Source organism: Streptomyces sp. LUP30 (genome assembly GCF_001746365.1).
Classification (GTDB): domain Bacteria; phylum Actinomycetota; class Actinomycetes; order Streptomycetales; family Streptomycetaceae; genus Streptomyces.
Genome location: NZ_MJAJ01000005.1, coordinates 96887 through 113427, shown reverse-complemented (window position 1 = coordinate 113427; position 16541 = coordinate 96887). Strand labels below are relative to the sequence as shown.

The window sequence follows — 16541 nt, the reverse complement described above, 5'->3', positions numbered from 1 at the left end:
CCCGTCCGACTGCTGCATCCGCAGGGCAAGCAGGGCCAGGACGCAGGTCGGTGAGGGATCTCGTCGCGTGATCCGGCTGCCGCTCGCGCTCCGCCCTGCCGCGTCCGGCCGTACCTTCGTAGTGTTGCCTCAGCCGGTCGGACGCGGACGACCCTCGGGCCGCCGCACCGCTCCGGCCGGAGAACGCCCGTCCCCACTGGAGGTACGTCATGCCCGGCACCGACGAAGCCGCGAAGGCCATCACCGCCGCGGTCGTCGACAGCTTCCGCGACACCCCGGACCCCCGGTTGCGTGACCTGCTCCAAGGGCTCGTGCGTCACCTGCACGACTACGTCCGTGAGGTGCGTCCCACCATGCAGGAGTGGGAGCACGCCGTGGACTACCTGACCGCCGTCGGGCAGACGTGCGACGCCACCCGCCAGGAGTTCATCCTGCTCTCCGACGTGCTGGGCGTCTCCATGCTGGTCGAGACGGTCAACGAGCAGGGCGGCGGCACCGAGAGCACGGTCCTGGGCCCGTTCCACGTCGTGGAGTCCCCGCAGCGCGCAGCCGGCGACAGCGTCGATCTCATGGGCACCGGAACGCCGTGCGTCGTGTCGCTCCGCGTCACGTCGGCGGACGGCGGCCCGCTGGCCGCGGCGAGCGTCGACGTGTGGCAGTGCACCGAGGACGGCTTCTACGACGTGCAGCAGCCCGACGTCCAGCCCCGGGGCAACGGACGCGGCCTCTTCCGGACCGACGACGAGGGCCGCCTGTGGTTCCGGACCGTCGTGCCCAGCCACTACCCCATTCCGACCGACGGTCCGGTGGGACGGCTGCTCGCCGCGACCGGGCGGCACCCGTACCGCCCCGCCCACATCCACTTCGTCGTCGAGGCCGACGGCCACCGACCGCTCACGACGCACCTCTTCGTCGCCGGCAGCCCCTACCAGGACTCGGACGCCGTCTTCGCCGTCAAGGAGAGCCTCGTCGTGGACTTCGCGCAGGTCGACGACGTGGAGAAGGCCCGCGCCTACCGGGTCACCGCCCCTTTCCGCATGGCCGAGTTCGACATCGTCGTCGAGCCCGAGCAGACCGGGCCCCGGACGCACGAGGACGCCCGATGAACACCCCGTCGGCCTTCAGTTACCAGGCGCTGCCGATGCGTGTGGTGATGGGGGTCCGCGCGCTCGACCGGCTCGCCGAAGAGATCGACCGCGCCGGCCTGGAGAAGGTCATGGTGCTGTGCTCGCCCGGGCAGCGGAAGCTGGCCGAGTCCGTCGCCGCCCTCGCCGGCGCCCGAGTGGCGGCCGTCCACCCCCACGCCCGCGTGCACGTGCCCGCCGAGTCCGCGGCCGAGGCCCGCAGACGCGCGGAAGAGGTGAACGCGGACGGCTGTCTCGCCGTCGGCGGCGGCTCGGCCATCGGCCTCGGGAAGATCGTGGCCCTGCGGCACGGACTGCCGATCATCGCGGTGCCGACGACATACGCCGGGTCCGAGATGACGCCGGTCTGGGGTCTGACGGAGAACGGCGTCAAGCGCACGGGCCGGGATCCGCGCGTCCTGCCGGTGTCGGTGCTGTACGACCCCGCGCTCACCGTGAGCCTGCCCGCGGCCGTCTCCGCGACCAGCGGCATGAACGCGATCGCGCACGCGGCCGAGGCACTGTACGCGCCGGACGCCTCGCCGATCGTCGACCTGATGGCCGAGGAAGGCGTACGGGCGCTGGCCGGCGCGCTCCCGGACGTCGTCGCGGACGGCGCCGACCTCGACGCCCGGTCCCGTGCCCAGTACGGCGCCTGGCTGTGCGGCGCCTGCCTCGGGGCCACCACCATGTCGCTGCACCACAAGCTCTGCCACGTCCTCGGGGGCGCCCTCGACCTCCCGCACGCCCCCACCCACACCGTGGTCCTCCCGCACGCCCTCGCCTACAACCAGCGCGCGGCGCCCGAGGCGGCGGCCGCGCTCGGCCGCGCCCTCGGCGCATCCGGCGACCCGGCCGCCCGTCTGTGGGAGCTCGCCGGCCGCCTCGGCGCCCCGCGCTCCCTGCGGGAACTGGGCATGGCGGAGGGCGACATCGACCGGATCGTGGAGGTCGCCCTGGCCGACCCCTACGCCAACCCTCGCGCGGTGACCGCGGAAGGCCTCGGCCGGCTCCTGCACGCCGCATGGTCCGGACGGCCTCCGGCCTGCTGAGAGCTCGCCCGGCCGCCCTGGCCGGGCGGTGTCGCGCACTCGTACGCTGACCCGCATGTCCGCGCCCGAGTCCGAGGAACCGCCGCCCAGGGATCGCGTCCCCCGTGTCGTCCACATCGCCGACCCGGTGCCCATGACGCTGCTGCCCACCCGCACCTGGACGCCCGCGCAGTGGGCCCGCATCCAACAGGGCCACATAGCGCGGGACATGAGTGATAAATGGGACATCATGGTCGGCGGGCGGGTGGCCTTCGTGCGCAGGATCTCGACGGGGCAGATCTTCTACGAGGCGACGTTCGAGCCCGTCGACGGCGGGTGGTGGATCGGCTCGGCGGTGACCGGGGCCGATCACCGGCGCAGCGTCAGCCCGCGAGCCGCGTACGCGATCGACGAGGAGAACGGTGTGATGCTGGAGTGGATGATCAGCGGCATCCTGCTGGACGAACCCGATGAGGACCTGGTGCTTCGGTTGTGCGCCGTCCTCGACCAGCCGCACCGCACCGACGAGAGGCTGCCCCGGCTGATCCTGCACACGACGCTCGGCCTGCGCACGGTCGCCGGAGTGCAGCCCGCTCCCTGACTGTCGGCGCCGACTGCGAGAATCGCTCCATGACTGCGAAGCTGCCCCTGCACAGCACCCGTTGGCGTGACCTCGACGGTGTGACGGTCGACGAGGTGACGGCGCTGCTGGCGGAGATGGCCTCCGCGGTCGCCACGGGGAGCGGCGATGCCTGGCGCAAGAGCTGGGCGAACCTGGCCGAAGGCCTGCTGGACGACGGAACCGTCTACGACGGAGCCTATGCGGCCCTGCCCCATCTCATCGAGGCGGCGGCGGAGTTGCCCCCGGACCGGTCCGTGGATTTCTGGATCGACCTGGGATTCATCGTGACCGCGGAGGACAGACATCCCGTCCCCGCGGATCTCGAGGCGGGGTTCGGCGCCGCCCTCCGGCTCGCCGAGCGGGCGGCCGTACGCAGTCTTCTCGCCGGCGTTCCCGCGGAAGTCGCCGCCCTTCTCGCGCTGAGCTGTCTCGCCTTCGCCGGTCACCACACCGCCGCGGCCCTGTGGCCTCTCGCGCCCCAGGAACCCGGGCTGCAGCTGATGTGCCGCGAGTGCGACGCCGACACCGAGATCCTGAAGTTCTTCGTGGACCTGACGAGCCCGCCCTTCGCGGTTCCGGAGCTGCCTGATCCCGCTCGGAGCGTTCGGGGAGCGGGGCCCTGGGGCGCGGTCGCCAAGGCATTGGAGCAGGAGCCGCCGGAGGAGACGCTCGGGGCGGGATGGGAGCCCTACCTCCGGGTGGCACGCGATGTCGCGGCCGCGGGGGTGCCCCACGCGGCGCAGGGGTGGGCCGTCCTGTGCCTGGCCGCCGGCCTGGTCGCGGTCGCGGGCACTCCGCGGCCGGCCGCAAGCAAGCGGGCGCGCCAACTGATGTTGCTCACCGGGAACTTCCGCTGCTGGAACTGCGAGCAGACCTGGACGATCGCCGACGGCCTGGCGGAGAACCCGGCGGGTGCACAGCCCAGGAGCCGTCACACACCGGCGTGGACGGCCGAGGAGGGGCCGGGGGCGGAACCGAAGCCGGCCCCGGCCGGCCGGCCTGGCGAAGCGGTGACCCGGCTCCGCCAGGACGGAAACGCCCTGCTCGCGGCCGACGGAACGCTGTGGGGTCCCATAACGGTGTTCGCGGACTCCGGGCCCGATCCGATCGGGAGCGTGGAGTCGTTGACGGTCGTGTCCCGTCCCGGTCGTCCGGCTTTCGTGGCCGGCGGTGGGGACAAGGGAGTGGTGTTCCTGTGGAACCCGGTCGACGGCCGGCTCGTCCACGCCCCGCTGGCAGGACATCCCGACCGCGTCACCTCGCTGACGGCCCTGCCCCGGCCCGAGGGCGTGGTCGTTCTGGCGAGCGGAGGCGACTGCGGGACGATCGCCCTGTGGGATCCGGCCGACGCACGACTGCTCACCGCGCAGCCGGAGTTCGGCCGGCCGGGTCGCGAACCGGCCGGCCACCGGCCCGACGCGGTGACCGGGATGTGCGCCGCGACCCTCCCCGACGGCCGGACCCTGCTGGTCACCGCCACCCGTCGAGGCGCGGTCAGGTCACGGGATCCCGGCACCGCTGAGCCGGTCGGGCGCCTCAACCCCTATGGTCGTCCGATCCGATCGCTCGCCGCCGTCCCGGTCGCGGCCGGCCGTACGGTGATCGCGGCCTCGGACGGCCAAGGCGGTGTCGAGGTCTGGGACCCGGCCGTCGACGACCCGTGGGACAGCGGCATCGCCGTACAGCTGAGCCGAGGTGCCCTCGAAGACGCCGGCCACCGGGTAGCAGCCGTGGCGGCGGTGCCCGGACCCGCCCGGACCCTGCTGGCCACCGGGGACGACCGCGGCGGCGTCATGCTGTGGGACCCCGCGACCGGTCTCCCGGTCGGTGACGGCCTTCCCGCGGCGACAGGCACCGCCGGCCTTCCGGTCATGACCGCCGTCGCTCTGCACGGCGGGCGCACCGTCCTGGTCGTCGGCAGCAGAGCAGGGAGCCGCCTGCGGGTATGGGAACCGGAGACCGGCACGCTGCGGCACATCGCCCTCGACGTGGCGCTCACCTGTCTGGCCGCCGTGGGCCCCTGCCTGATCGTCGGCCACGACCGCGGCGTCCTCGGCCTCCCGCTCACCCGACGGTGAACCCGCCCGGACCGGAAGGCGCGCTCACCTGCCCCGCCCCGCCCACCCGTTCTCACACGTCACGGCGCCGCACGACGAACACGGCGACCGCCACCATGATCAGCGGCCAGAGCGCGTACACGGTCCAGGAGCCGGGGACCGTGGCGGTGTAGGCCAGGGATCCCGAACCCGGGTCCCAGGGCTGCACCAGGCGATTCCAGGCGGCCGCCACCAGTGCGTGTCTGACGTCCGCCGACCATCGGTCGCTCTCCGAGAACATGGTGGGCAGCATCAGCAGGACGAAGACGCTGGTGACCATGGTCCCGGCGGCGTGCCGCAGCAGAACGCCCACGCCCAGACCGACCAGGGCGCAGACCGGAGCCAGCAGCGCGGACGCCGTCAGCGCCCGGAACACCCCGGGATGGGTGATCGGAACGCCGCCGCCACGCCCGTCCAGGACGGCCTGGGAGACGAAGAAGGAACTGACGGAGAGGGCCGTGCCGACCACGGTCCACAGCGCCGCGGTGACGGCCGCCTTGGCCAGCACGACCGAGCCGCGGGCCGGAACGGCCACGGTGGTGGTCCGGATCAGACCGCTGCCGTACTCGCTCACGACGGTGAGCGCGCCCATGCTTCCGGCGACGAGCATCAGCGTCCAGTAGCCGGCCGCGGGGTAGGCGTCGAAGGGCCGGAAACCGGCGGGGCCGGAGCCCGCGCCGTCGTCCGCCAGCGTGGAGACGGCGGCGGACCCCACGACGAACAGGGCGGTGAGTGCGATCGTCCAGGGGGTGGAGCGCAGCGACCGTGCCTTGATCCACTCGGCGGCGAGCAGGTCGCGGAAGCGTGCGGGCGGCGCGGCGAGGGCGGTCATCGGGGCTGTCCTGTCGTGTATTCGACGCTGTCTGCGGTGAGCTGCATGAAGGCTTCCTCCAACGAGGCCGCACGAGGCGTGAGTTCCTCGAGCCGGACATGGTTGTCGAAGGCGATCGCTCCTATCCGGTCCGCCGGAAGTCCGGTCACGGTGAGCTTCTCCGAGCCCGCCGGACCGTCCGTCCGGACCGAGGCGCCTGCCGCCGTCAGCAGGGCCGCCAGATCCGCGGCCAGGGGTGTGCCGACCACGACGCTGCGACGGGTGCCCCGGGCCGCGAAGTCCGCGAGCGGCTCGGCGGCGACGAGGCGGCCCCGGCCGATGACGACCAAGTCGTCGGCGGTGTTCTCCATCTCCGACATCAGGTGACTGGAGAGGAACACCGTGCGTCCCTCGGCGGCCAGGCGCCGGAAGAGCCGGCGTGCCCAGAGCACGCCCTCGGGGTCCATGCCGTTGACCGGCTCGTCGAACATGAGCACGGGCGGGTCGCCGAGGAGCGCGGCGGCGATGCCCAGCCGCTGCTTCATGCCGAGGGAGAACCCGCCGACGCGGCGGCCGGCCGCCGCGGACAGCCCCACCTCCCGCAGCACCTCGCCCACCCGGCGCCGCGAGATGTTGTTGCCCCGGGCCAGCGCGTGCAGATGGGCCTCGGCGCTGCGTCCACCGTGGATCTGCCCCGCGTCGAGAAGGGCGCCGACATGCCGCAGCCCGCGCGCGTGATGCCGGAAGGGCACGCCGCTGACGGTGGCGGCGCCCGCGGTGGGCTCGTCCAGTCCCAGGATCATCCGCAAAGTGGTGGACTTGCCCGCTCCGTTGGGTCCGAGGAACCCGGTGACCCGGCCCGGTCGCACGGTGAAGGAGAGTAGGTCGACGGCCGTCCTGCCGCCGTACCGCTTGGTGAGTTCGCTGACTTCGATCACGGTGTCCACACTGCCGGGAGGACCCGCGTCCGGGCATGAGGCCCTGGGCGGCAACCATGCGGCCGGAGATCGTCCCGTGGGCGTACGTCCCCGGGCTGATGCCGAGCCGGTGACGGCCCGTTAGTCTCGCGGCGTGAACCCCGAGACCACGATCACCTCATCCTCTGCGCACGCCGCCCACCTCGGTGTGGTCGCCGGGAGGGAGGGCAGCCGATGACGAGAACCGATGCCTCGGCGTGGGCGGGAGGCGCCTGCTACGTCCTGATGATCGGCCTGCTGGTGGGGGTCGCTCCGCGTGCGTCCGGCACCGTCCACGGCGTCGGTGCGCTGCTGGCGGTGAGCCTGCTCGCCGCCGTGGTGCGCCGCAGTCCGCGCCTGGCTCTGGGGCTGGCGCTCCTCGGGACCGTGGCCGTGGTGGTGGGCCCTCCCGGCTCCGAGCAGCCGAACGGGACGGCGTCCTACCAGGGGCAGTTCCTGTCGTGTCTGGCGGTCGACCTCGTACTGGGTTTCCTCGTCGCCACCTGCGCGCGGCGGTCCTGGACCACTGCCGTGGCCGTGTCCGGCGTCGTGCAGCTCCTGCTGATCGGCGGCTTCACACACGGGGACGACCTGGCCGTCAACGGGCTGGTCGCGTTCCTCGCGATGGCCGCGTTTTGCATGGCCGGTCTGCTGAGCCGCGAGCGCCGCGAGCACGCGGCCGCGCTGCGCACACAGGAGGTGGCCGAGGCCGTGACTGCCGAACGGCTGCGGATCGCACGGGAGTTGCATGACATGGTCGCGCACAGCATCGGCGTCATCGCCATCCAGGCCGGTGTGGGCAGCCGGGTCATCGAGACCCAGCCCGTGGAGGCGCGCGAGGCCCTGCGGGCCATCGAGGCGACCAGCAGGGAGACCCTGTCGGGCCTTCGGCGCACACTGGTCTCGCTCCGTCGGGCGGGCCGCCCCGCCGCAGGTTCGGAGCAGTCGCTCCTCGCGCCCTCGCCGGGACTGGCGGACGTCGAACAGCTGGCGGCGGCGACCGTGGGCGCGGGCGTGCGCGTCGACGTGTGCCGCAGCGGCGAGCGGCGTCCCGTGCCGGCCGACATCGAACTGTCCGCATACCGCATCGTGCAGGAAGCGCTGACCAACGTGGTGCGCCACGCGGGGGCCGTGCACTGCCGGGTGGTCATCGACTACGGGGACGACGAACTGTCCGTCGAGGTCGTCGACGACGGGCGGGGCGCGGGCGCGAACGGCGCGGCCCACGGCTTCGGCATCATCGGGATGCGGGAGCGGGTCGGCCTGCTGGGCGGCGAGCTCAGCACCGGGCCGCGACCCGGCGGCGGCTTCCGGGTGGCGGCGCGACTGCCGCTGCCCGTGCCGGCCGGAGTGCGCGAGGAGGCACGATGACCGTGAGGGTGGTACTCGCCGACGACCAGCCGCTGGTCCGGTCCGGCCTGCGGGTGATCATGGCCGACCACAGTGATCTGGAGGTCGTCGGTGAAGCGGCCACCGGCGCCGAAGCCGTCCGACTGGTGCGGGACACCAGCCCCGACATCGTGGTGATGGACATCCGGATGCCCGGCATGGACGGGATCGAGGCCACCCGCCTGATCACAGCCGACGGCCCGGCCGCCATCCGCGTCCTCGTCCTGACCACCTTCGACGAGGACGACCACGTCTACGGTGCGCTCCGGGCCGGCGCCAGCGGCTTCGTCGTCAAGGACATGGCGCTGGACGACATCCTCGCGGCGATCCGCGTGGTCGCCGCCGGCGACGCACTGATCGCGCCGGGGGTGACGCGCCGTCTGATCGCCGACTTCGTCGCGCGTCCCGCGCCCGCCCCACACCGCCCCCCACGGCCGGTCGAGGGCATCACCGAACGGGAACGGGAAGTGCTGACGCTGGTCGGACGCGGCCGGTCGAACGCGGAGATCGCCGAGGACCTCTTCATCACGGTGGCCACCGCCAAGTCGCACGTGTCACGGCTGCTCACCAAGCTCGGGGCCCGGGATCGGGTCCAACTCGTCATCGCCGCCTACGAGTCGGGACTCGTCACCCTGCCCCGCTGAAGGCGAGACCAAGAGATGGCTCCGCTGTGCCGGAGCGCGCGAGAAGGTACCCGGCGCGACTGGGCTCACGGCCCCGGTACGGCACCGATCTGCTGCAGCACCCCAAGGAGGTCGGGCTGGCCCCGTTCGCCGACGATCCGGCCGTCGGCCAGGTAGTAGAAGTTCATGGCCTGCACCGAGATCTTGTTGCCGCTCGCCGGGATCCCGAAGAATTCACCGTCGTGGGTTCCCCGCATGGTGAACCGCGCGGCCACAGTGTCGCCTTCGGTGACCGTCTCCTCCAGCGTCCACTGGACGTCGGGGAAGGCGCTGCGCATCATCCCTATGACTTCCATGTACCCATCGGGCCCCCGCAGCGGTTCCGGGTGGCTTGGTGCGTGGAACACCGCGTCCGGAGAAATGACCTCGCTGGCGAGATCCTCGTTGCCCGTGTTGATGAACTCGACGAAACGCTTCATCACTGACTCGGTGGACTGCGATGGCATCTTGCTGTGCCTCTCCAGAGACGTTTGGGCGGGTACTTGCACCGTAGCATCGAATCGATGTCCACATCGATTCGATGTTCGCATGCGAAGATGGACTCATGCTGGAACTCGCGATACTCGGCTTCCTCGCCGAGGGCCCCCTGCCTGGACACGAGCTGCGCCGCCGGGTCTCACAGCTGACCGGCTACACGCGGCCGGTCAGTGACGGCAGCCTGTATCCGGCGATCAATCGTCTGACCAGGGCGGGTTTGATCGAGCGACGCGCCGACCCGGCGGCGGGGGCGGCCCGGTACGTGCTCAGCCCGACCGCGGCCGGGCGGGCCGAAATGCTTCAGCGCCTGCGCAAGCCCGCCGACCACGAGATCACCGACTTCACCCGGTTCTACGTCGTCCTGGCATTCCTCTCCCACCTGCCCGACGTGGCCGAACGGCACGCGGTGCTGCGCAGACGGCTGGAGTTCCTGGAAGAACCGGCGAGCTTCTTCTACGACGACGAGCGGCCCCTGCGTGCCGAGGAGATCGCCGACCCCTACCGGCGGGGCATGCTGCTCACCGCCCGCGCCACCAGTCGCGCCGAACGGACCTGGCTGCGCGAGACCCTCGGGGAGGAGCCGCCCGCATTCGACACCGCATGCACCGACAGCGATCCGCATGCGCCCGCCGCTCCCGCGAGCTGACTGTCCACGGAGGTACCCCCATGCTTGCATCCTGGTACGACGACCAGGGCCCCGCCGCCGATGTCCTGCACGTCGGTGAACTCCCTGATCCCGGCCCCGGCCCCGGCCCCGGCGAGGTCCGCGTCCGCGTCACCGTCTCGGGCGTCAACCCCGGTGACACCAAGAAGCGGCGCGGCTGGCTCGGCTCGTCCATGCCCTTCCCGCGGGTGATCCCGCACAGCGACGGCGCCGGAGTCATCGACACCGTGGGCGCCGGAGTCGACGCCCGCCGCGTCGGGCAACGAGTCTGGGTGTACGGGGCCCAGTCCTACCGCCCCTTCGGCACGGCCGCCCAGTACACCGTCGTCCCTGCGGATCTGGCCGTCCCGCTGCCCGACCACCTCAGCGACGAACTGGGCGCGAGCCTCGGCATCCCCGGTATCACCGCCCACCGCACCGTCTTCGCCGACGGCCCGGTCGACGGCCGGCTGGTCCTGGTCCACGGAGTTCTCGGCGGCGTCGGCTCACTGGCCGCCCAGCTCGCCCACTGGGCCGGCGCCACCGTGATCGCCACCGTCCGCCGAACCGCGGACCTCGACCGCGTCGACCCGGCCGTCGTCGCCCACGCCGTCGCCCTGGACACCGGCGACCCCGCAGCGGCCATCCGCTCGTACGCGCCACGGGGCGTCGACCGCATCGTCGAGGTCGCGCTGTCCGAGAACGCCGACCTCGACAACGCCGTCGCCGCCAACGAGGCCGTCATCGCCGCCTACGCCACCCGCGCGGACCGCACCGAGATCCCCTTCTGGCCTCTGCTGTTCAACAACGTCACCCTGCGGCTGCTCGGCAGCGACGACTTCCCCGCCGAGGCCAAGCGCCGGGCCGCCCGAGACCTCACCTCCGCCGCCGCCGTCGGCGCCCTCACCGTCGACGTCCGCGACCGCTACCCGCTGGGCGACATCGCCAAGGCCCACGACCACGTCGACGCCGGCGGCGGCCACGGCCGCATCCTGCTCACCATCCCGTAGAACGACCGGGTTCGCCGTCAACGCGGTTGCGCACTGGCATGGCGCCACGGACACCACCCTCATGTCCCGCATCGCCATGGTCGTCGGCGACAACAGCGGTAACGCACTGACCGGCGAAATCTGCCTGCCCGGCTCCGCCAGTCGGAAAGGGACGACTTCTCAGCCTCGCTTTACGCCGCCGTCCGCCTCGTACGACGGTGACGGTCGGTTCCAGACGGCGTCCGACCGGGCGACGAGCGTGCGGAGCTCACGGGCGCTTCGGGGCGTGAGGGCCTGCGTCACGGTGTCGAGGAGAGCACGGGCTTCGAGTGCGTCGCCGCAGCAGTCCCCGTGGACATCGCCCCACTCGTAGTCGTGCCACAGCTCGCGCTCGGGGCGGTGGACATAGTCCTTCCACAGGCGCACGGCCGCGCCGACGTCGCCCGGACTCAGATAGTTGCGGGTGCGCTCGAAACGGCGGATCTCCCAGAGCGCGCGCGAGGACAGGCCGTCGATCACCGACTCGGCAACTCGGCTCCCCTGGCGCGCGGTTCGGGCCGCACCGGGCCGGCTACGCGGCATGGGCCTTTCGGTTCGTCGTCATGGCGCTCATCGTGCCACGGCCCGCATGAGGTCTCGACCGATTTCACCGGCCGGGATCCACCACAGGTGCGGCTGCCCTCGGTGGCTCGCACCGAGCCGTCCCGCTCGCCTCCTGGCGACGGCCTCAGCCTGTGGCGACGGCATCACCCGGCGGCTGCGGCTGCCCGTCGAGGGGGATGCCCAGCCGGTCGGCCACGGCCGCCAGGGCTGCTCCCAGCGGGAGCGCGACCCGGGTGAGGGCGTGCCGGTCGCCGCGGGTCGGATCCCGGTTGACGATCAGGACCGGTTTGCCGGCCTGGGCCGCCTGGCGTACGAACCGGAGCCCGGACATCACCGTCAGCGAGGAGCCCAGGACCAGGAGGGAGGTCGCCTGCTCGACCAGTGCGCGGCAGGTCTCGACGCGCGCCGGCGGAACGGCCTCGCCGAAGAACACCACGTCCGGTTTCAGGATGCCGCCGCAGACCGTGCAGGGCGCCACGACGAAGTCCCCGACCTGTTCGTCGGTGAGGTCGGCGTCGCCGTCCGGGTTCATTCCCGCGGCCACCGGAGCGAAGCCCGCGTTCGCCTGCTCCAGCCGCAGGGCGAGGTCACGCCGTGAGCCGGCCGCGCCGCAGGAGAGACAGACGACCCGCGCCAGACTTCCGTGCAGTTCCACCACGTCCCGGCTGCCGGCGGCCTGGTGCAGTCCGTCGACGTTCTGGGTGATGACGCCCGACACCAGGCCGTGCCGGCCGAACGCGGCCACGGCCCGGTGCCCGGCGTTGGGGCGGGCCCGGCCGAAGGTGCGCCAGCCGAGGTGGCTTCGCGCCCAGTAGCGGCGGCGTGCCTGCGGGTCGGCCGTGAAGTCCTGGTAGGTCATCGGGGTGTGCCGGCTCAGGCTGCCGCCCGCCCCCCGGTAGTCGGGGATGCCCGACTCCGTGGAGATGCCGGCCCCGCTGAGCACCAGCACGCCCCCGTTGCTCAGCGCATCGGTGACCTGCCGCGGATCCGTGGTGCCCGGCAGCGGGTCCCCGGTGGGGGTCCAGCTCAGGGTGGGGCGCATGCGCATGCCGCCAGGGTACGGAACGGGCTGCCTCCGTGGCCCTCGTGCGCCGAGGGCGTCTAGTCGGCGGGGCGGACGAACTCCGGCTGGTCGAGCAGCCGCAGCCAGCTTCCGTCCGGCTGGCGTCGGACGACCTGCGCCCGGGCGCCGGCACCGTCCTTCGGCGGGGTAGAGGTCAGGGCGATACCGTCACTGACCAGCGTCGGAAGCGGTGGTTCAGGCTGGAACCGAGGGCGGTTGGCCAGCACTTTCTCCCACAGCGCGTGGATCGCCTCCCGCCCCACCGTCAGTTCGCCGGGAGGAAAGGCCATCACGGCCTCCTCCTCGTAGAGGGCGGCGACCCCGGCCGCGTCACCGGCGTTGGATCGCTCGACGAACAGGCGGGTGATGTCCTCGGGGCGCATGGCCTTCTCGTACTCCGGCACGGTTTCCTCCTCGGGTGGGTGGGGCTCCGACCTCCTTCCAGCGTGGTCGCCCGGCGATCAGAAGTCCAACAGATGGAATTCATCGGAGCTAGAATCCCTGGTCATGGAGCTCAGGCAACTGGAGTACTTCGTCGCGGTCGCCGAAGAGCGGAACTTCACGCGGGCGGCCGAGCGGGTGCACATCAGCCAGTCCGGCGTCAGCGCGCAGATCCGCAGCCTGGAACGGGAACTGGGCGCCGAGTTGTTCGACCGGTCGGCGCGCACCGTCGCGCTCACCGTCGCGGGGAAGGCAGCGCTCGACCACGCGCGAGCCGCGCTCGCCGCGGCCGGAGCGGTCGGTCAGGCGGTGGACGAGGTGAGCGCCCTGCTGCGGGGCCGGATCACCGTCGGCATGGTCATCGGCTGCACCCTCACCCCGCTCTTCGACGCGCTCGCCGCGTTCCACCGGGCGCATCCCGCCGTGGAGATCTCGCTGCTGGAGGACAACTCCGACCGGCTCGTCGAGCAGGTGCGCGCCGGCGCCGTCGACGTGGCGCTCACCGGGACCGCGACCCTCCCGGACGGGCTGGACGCGCTGACCATCGTCAGCGAGCGGCTCGTCGCGGCGGTTCCGGCCGGACATCCTCTGGCGCGGCAACGGCGGGTCGCTCTGCGGGATCTGGCCGCGCACCCCATCGTGTGCATGCCGCCCGGCACAGGCCTGCGCACCGTGTTCGACCGTGCCTGCGCCGCACAGGGCCTGCGCCCCGCGATCGCGCTGGAAGCCAGTGCCGCGGACGCCATCGCCGATCTGGCCGCCCGCGGGCTCGGCGTCGCCGTCCTCAGCACTTCGATGGCCGCGGGCCACAGCGACCGGCTCACCGCGCACGTCGTCGACGACCTCGAGACACCGGCCCTGCTCGCGCTGATCTGGAGGGACCCGCGCAACCCGGCGGTGCGCGAGTTGCTCGCGCACGGTCGGCGAGCATTCGGCAAGGCCGCCCCCGCGCACGGGTAGCACCCCAGGACGGGACGGGCGCTCGACGGTGAACGGTCTCGCGGGCGTCGCTGGGTAGTGTCGGGGCGTGGACCGCAGGAGCAGGCAGCCGGACGACGTGTTCGACGGGGAGACGCGGGGTGAGCCGTCGCCTCGGGTGGCCCGGGTGCTGTGGTGGTGGTCGGCCGGGCTGGTGCTCGCCGTCCCGGGCGTCTCGGTGCTCGTCGCCGGCGCAGGCCACGGCCCGCGGGCGGTCATGGCCGTCGGCCTGGTCCTCGCGCAGGCCTGCGCGCTGAGGTGGCAGGTGCGCGCCCCGGTCGCCGTACTCGCCGGGACCGCGGCGGCGGGCCTCGCGGTGTGGGCGTTGCTGCCCGCGGTCACCCTGACGGGCGCGTTGCTCGCGGCGCAGATCGCGTTGTGCGTGCTGTCGGCCACCAGACCACGGCGGGTGTCGGTGCGCGCGCTGGCGGCGATGTGGCTGCCGGGATCGGCGGCGTTCTGGGCGGGCGGCCCCGCGGGGCTGACGGTCTATCTGCTGACGGTCGTCCTGGCCTGGACCGCGGGGCAGTGGCGCAGGGCGCAGCAGGCCCGCACGCGGGCGGAGATGCGCCGGGCCGTGGTGGAGGAGCGCGCGCGGATCGCCCGGGAGGTGCACGACGTCGTGGCGCACACCCTGTCGGTGATGGTCGTCCAGGCCGGCGCAGCGGACGACGTGTTCACCCGGCAGCCCGAACAGGCCCGCGAGGCACTGCGGGCCATCGAGACGAGTGGCCGTTCGGCGCTCGGCGAACTGCGCCTGCTGCTGTGCGCGTTCGGCCCCGACGCGCCGGAGGGCGGGGCCCCGGACCAGCGGTCGGAGGGGCCCTCGCTCGAGCGTCTGGACGAACTGGCCGACGCCGTGCGCGCGACCGGGATGACCGTTCACCTGCGCCGCGAGGGCGTCACCGACGGGCTGCCGGCCGCGGTGGACCTGGCGGCGTACCGGATCGTCCAGGAGGCCCTGACCAACACGCTGCGTCACGCGGCCGGCGCGGCCGGGGTGAGCGTGCGCGTGGCGGTCGACGGGGCGTGGGTGAGGATCACGGTCGCCGACGACGGACGGGCGTCGCAGGGCTCGGCCGCTGCCGCGGGAGCGGGGCGCGGTCTGGTGGGGATGAGGGAGCGCGCCCGGCTCGTGGGCGGCCGCCTGCGCGCCGGTCCCCGGCCCGGGGGCGGATTCGAGGTCGCGGCGGAGCTGCCGCTGGAGGGCGCGTCATGACGCTGCGCGTGGTGGTGGCCGACGACCAGACCCTGGTGCGGACCGGCTTCCGCATGATCATCGACGCCCGGGACGACCTGGAGGTGGTCGGTGAGGCGTCCGACGGCCGGGAGGCGGTGCGGCTGACCCGGGAGCTGACGCCGGACGTGGTGCTGATGGACGTGCGCATGCCCGTCGTGGACGGCATCGAGGCGACCCGGCAGATCGCGCGGGGCGGCAGCCCGGCCCGGGTGCTCGTGCTGACCACCTGGGACGTCGACGCGCACGTGGTCGACGCCCTGCGGGCCGGGGCCAGCGGTTTCCTGCTGAAGGACATCCGCCCCAGCGAACTCGTCGACGCGATCCGCCTCACCGCGCGTGGCGACGCACTGCTCGCGCCGACGGTGCTGAGCCGGGTCCTCGACCGCTTCCTGCGCACCACGCCCGATACGGCGCCGCCGCCCTCCCTGCAGGACCTCTCGGGCCGCGAGCGGGAGGTGCTCACCCTCATCGGACAGGCGCTGTCGAACCGGGAGATCGCCGAACGGCTGCGCCTGTCGGAAGCCACCGTCAAGAACCACGTCACCGCGGTGCTGCGCAAACTCGGCCTGCGCGACCGCGTCCAGGCCGTGGTCGCCGCCTACGACCACGGCCTGGTGCGACCCCGCCGCCCCTGAGGGCCCGTTCTCCTCCTCAGGGAGGAGAACGGGCGGCGGTCCTCCTGGGCTCCCAGTGCCAGTCCCTTCCCGCGGCCGATCCGCGACGGGGACGGCCGCCCATAACGTCGAGGTGTGATCGACGACCTGGCCTGCCTCATGTATCTGCTCGCCCACGACGACGCGGCCGAGGGCCCGTACGACCGTCGCCGGACGGAGCTGCTGGTGCGCGCCGCCGCCCTGATCGACCTCGCGCTGCGCGGCCGGTTGGGGGAGGACGGCGGCACGGTCACCGTGTCCGGCGCAGAGCCGACAGGCGACCCCGTCCTGGACGGGGTACTGCGCGACGCCGCCGCCGGGCACGGCTGGAAGCACCTCGTGCGCCGCCACCGCAAGCACACGCTGACGCAGGTGGAGGACCGGCTCGCCCGGGCGGGGCTCCTCGCCGTGCGGGAGCCCCGCACCCGCTTCGGCACTCGACGGCTGACGGTGACGGACCGCGCCGAGACCGCCGCCCTGCGCGCCCGGGTGCACGCGGCACTGCACGGGAGCGGCCCCGTACGGGACGTTCCCGCAGCCGACGCCGCGCTGCTGGCGCTGGCCGCGGCGGGCCGCGTGCGCCAGGTCGTGTCACGGCGGGACCGGAAGACCTTCCGGTCCCGCATCGACGCCTGCACGCGGGGCCTCGCCGCCCTCGCACCCGGCCTGGAGAAGGCCGTACGCGCGCTGCCGACGACCATGATCGCCGCGCAGGGCGGCATGGGCGGCAGCTGACCCGATG

At 73.1% G+C, this 16541-nt stretch carries 18 protein-coding genes; 12 read left to right on the top strand and 6 right to left on the bottom strand.

Annotated features, from left to right (window positions below; all coding sequences use genetic code 11):
* Positions 1–209: 209 nt before the first annotated feature.
* The 4 genes from BG482_RS06700 to BG482_RS06685 are packed head-to-tail and all read left to right on the top strand — an operon-like array spanning position 210 to position 4855.
* Positions 210–1106 (top strand): dioxygenase, encoded by an 897-nt coding sequence (locus BG482_RS06700; protein ID WP_069767938.1) that lies wholly within the window; start codon positions 210–212, stop codon positions 1104–1106.
* Complete coding sequence (locus BG482_RS06695; protein WP_069767937.1) at positions 1103–2176, top strand: maleylacetate reductase; 1074 nt, start codon at positions 1103–1105, stop codon at positions 2174–2176. The genes BG482_RS06700 and BG482_RS06695 overlap by 4 nt, the downstream gene beginning before the upstream one ends.
* 55 nt (positions 2177–2231) lie before the next feature.
* Complete coding sequence (locus BG482_RS06690) at positions 2232–2756, top strand: hypothetical protein (RefSeq protein ID WP_069767936.1); 525 nt, start codon at positions 2232–2234, stop codon at positions 2754–2756.
* A gap of 29 nt (positions 2757–2785) precedes the next feature.
* The gene (locus BG482_RS06685; protein WP_256096287.1) at positions 2786–4855 is read left to right on the top strand and encodes a WD40 repeat domain-containing protein; all 2070 of its coding nucleotides are present in this window, start codon (positions 2786–2788) and stop codon (positions 4853–4855) included.
* Positions 4856–4907: 52 nt separating this feature from the next.
* Here BG482_RS06685 and BG482_RS06680 read toward each other — a convergent pair whose 3' ends face one another.
* A complete protein-coding gene (locus tag BG482_RS06680; protein ID WP_069767935.1) occupies positions 4908–5705 on the bottom strand; it encodes a hypothetical protein in 798 nt (265 codons plus the stop codon).
* Complete coding sequence (locus BG482_RS06675) at positions 5702–6622, bottom strand: ATP-binding cassette domain-containing protein (protein WP_069768044.1); 921 nt, start codon at positions 6620–6622, stop codon at positions 5702–5704. Before BG482_RS06675 ends, BG482_RS06680 begins: the two co-directional genes overlap by 4 nt.
* Before the next feature lie 213 nt (positions 6623–6835).
* On the opposite strand from BG482_RS06675, the gene BG482_RS06670 reads away from it, so the two are divergent.
* Both BG482_RS06670 and BG482_RS06665 read left to right on the top strand, forming a co-directional pair.
* Positions 6836–8011 carry a sensor histidine kinase gene (locus BG482_RS06670; RefSeq protein ID WP_069767934.1) on the top strand — a complete coding sequence of 392 codons (1176 nt, stop codon included), beginning with the start codon at positions 6836–6838 and terminating at the stop codon, positions 8009–8011.
* Positions 8008–8673 (top strand): response regulator transcription factor, encoded by a 666-nt coding sequence (locus BG482_RS06665; RefSeq protein WP_069767933.1) that lies wholly within the window; start codon positions 8008–8010, stop codon positions 8671–8673. The genes BG482_RS06670 and BG482_RS06665 overlap by 4 nt, the downstream gene beginning before the upstream one ends.
* Positions 8674–8738: 65 nt before the next feature.
* Here the strand turns inward: BG482_RS06665 and BG482_RS06660 are convergent, their stop codons facing one another.
* On the bottom strand, positions 8739–9131 hold the full coding sequence (locus tag BG482_RS06660; RefSeq protein ID WP_256096286.1) for an ester cyclase: 393 nt from the start codon (positions 9129–9131) through the stop codon (positions 8739–8741).
* 125 nt (positions 9132–9256) lie between these two features.
* Here BG482_RS06660 and BG482_RS06655 point away from each other — a divergent pair, with 125 nt between their 5' ends.
* A complete protein-coding gene (locus BG482_RS06655) occupies positions 9257–9835 on the top strand; it encodes a PadR family transcriptional regulator (RefSeq protein ID WP_069767931.1) in 579 nt (192 codons plus the stop codon).
* A 20-nt stretch (positions 9836–9855) separates the two neighbouring features.
* Positions 9856–10842: an NADPH:quinone reductase gene (locus BG482_RS06650; protein ID WP_069767930.1), complete on the top strand. Its 987-nt coding sequence runs from the start codon at positions 9856–9858 to the stop codon at positions 10840–10842.
* Between the two features lie 159 nt (positions 10843–11001).
* Here the strand turns inward: BG482_RS06650 and BG482_RS06645 are convergent, their stop codons facing one another.
* From BG482_RS06645 to BG482_RS06635, 3 genes are all read right to left on the bottom strand, one after another.
* A complete protein-coding gene (locus BG482_RS06645) occupies positions 11002–11403 on the bottom strand; it encodes a hypothetical protein (protein WP_218108773.1) in 402 nt (133 codons plus the stop codon).
* Positions 11404–11548: 145 nt separating this feature from the next.
* The gene (locus BG482_RS06640; protein ID WP_176741323.1) at positions 11549–12466 is read right to left on the bottom strand and encodes an NAD-dependent protein deacetylase; all 918 of its coding nucleotides are present in this window, start codon (positions 12464–12466) and stop codon (positions 11549–11551) included.
* 59 nt (positions 12467–12525) lie between these two features.
* Positions 12526–12891: a nuclear transport factor 2 family protein gene (locus tag BG482_RS06635; RefSeq protein ID WP_069767927.1), complete on the bottom strand. Its 366-nt coding sequence runs from the start codon at positions 12889–12891 to the stop codon at positions 12526–12528.
* Between the two features lie 103 nt (positions 12892–12994).
* Here BG482_RS06635 and BG482_RS06630 point away from each other — a divergent pair, with 103 nt between their 5' ends.
* The 4 genes from BG482_RS06630 to BG482_RS06615 all read left to right on the top strand — a co-directional run bounded on the left by BG482_RS06630 (position 12995) and on the right by BG482_RS06615 (position 16534).
* The gene (locus BG482_RS06630) at positions 12995–13888 is read left to right on the top strand and encodes a LysR family transcriptional regulator (RefSeq protein WP_069767926.1); all 894 of its coding nucleotides are present in this window, start codon (positions 12995–12997) and stop codon (positions 13886–13888) included.
* A 67-nt stretch (positions 13889–13955) separates the two neighbouring features.
* Entirely contained in the window at positions 13956–15125 is a 1170-nt protein-coding gene (locus tag BG482_RS06625) for a sensor histidine kinase (protein WP_176741318.1), read from the top strand.
* Entirely contained in the window at positions 15122–15781 is a 660-nt protein-coding gene (locus BG482_RS06620) for a response regulator transcription factor (protein ID WP_069767925.1), read from the top strand. Before BG482_RS06625 ends, BG482_RS06620 begins: the two co-directional genes overlap by 4 nt.
* Before the next feature lie 114 nt (positions 15782–15895).
* Positions 15896–16534 carry a GPP34 family phosphoprotein gene (locus BG482_RS06615; protein WP_069767924.1) on the top strand — a complete coding sequence of 213 codons (639 nt, stop codon included), beginning with the start codon at positions 15896–15898 and terminating at the stop codon, positions 16532–16534.
* Positions 16535–16541: the final 7 nt, after the last annotated feature.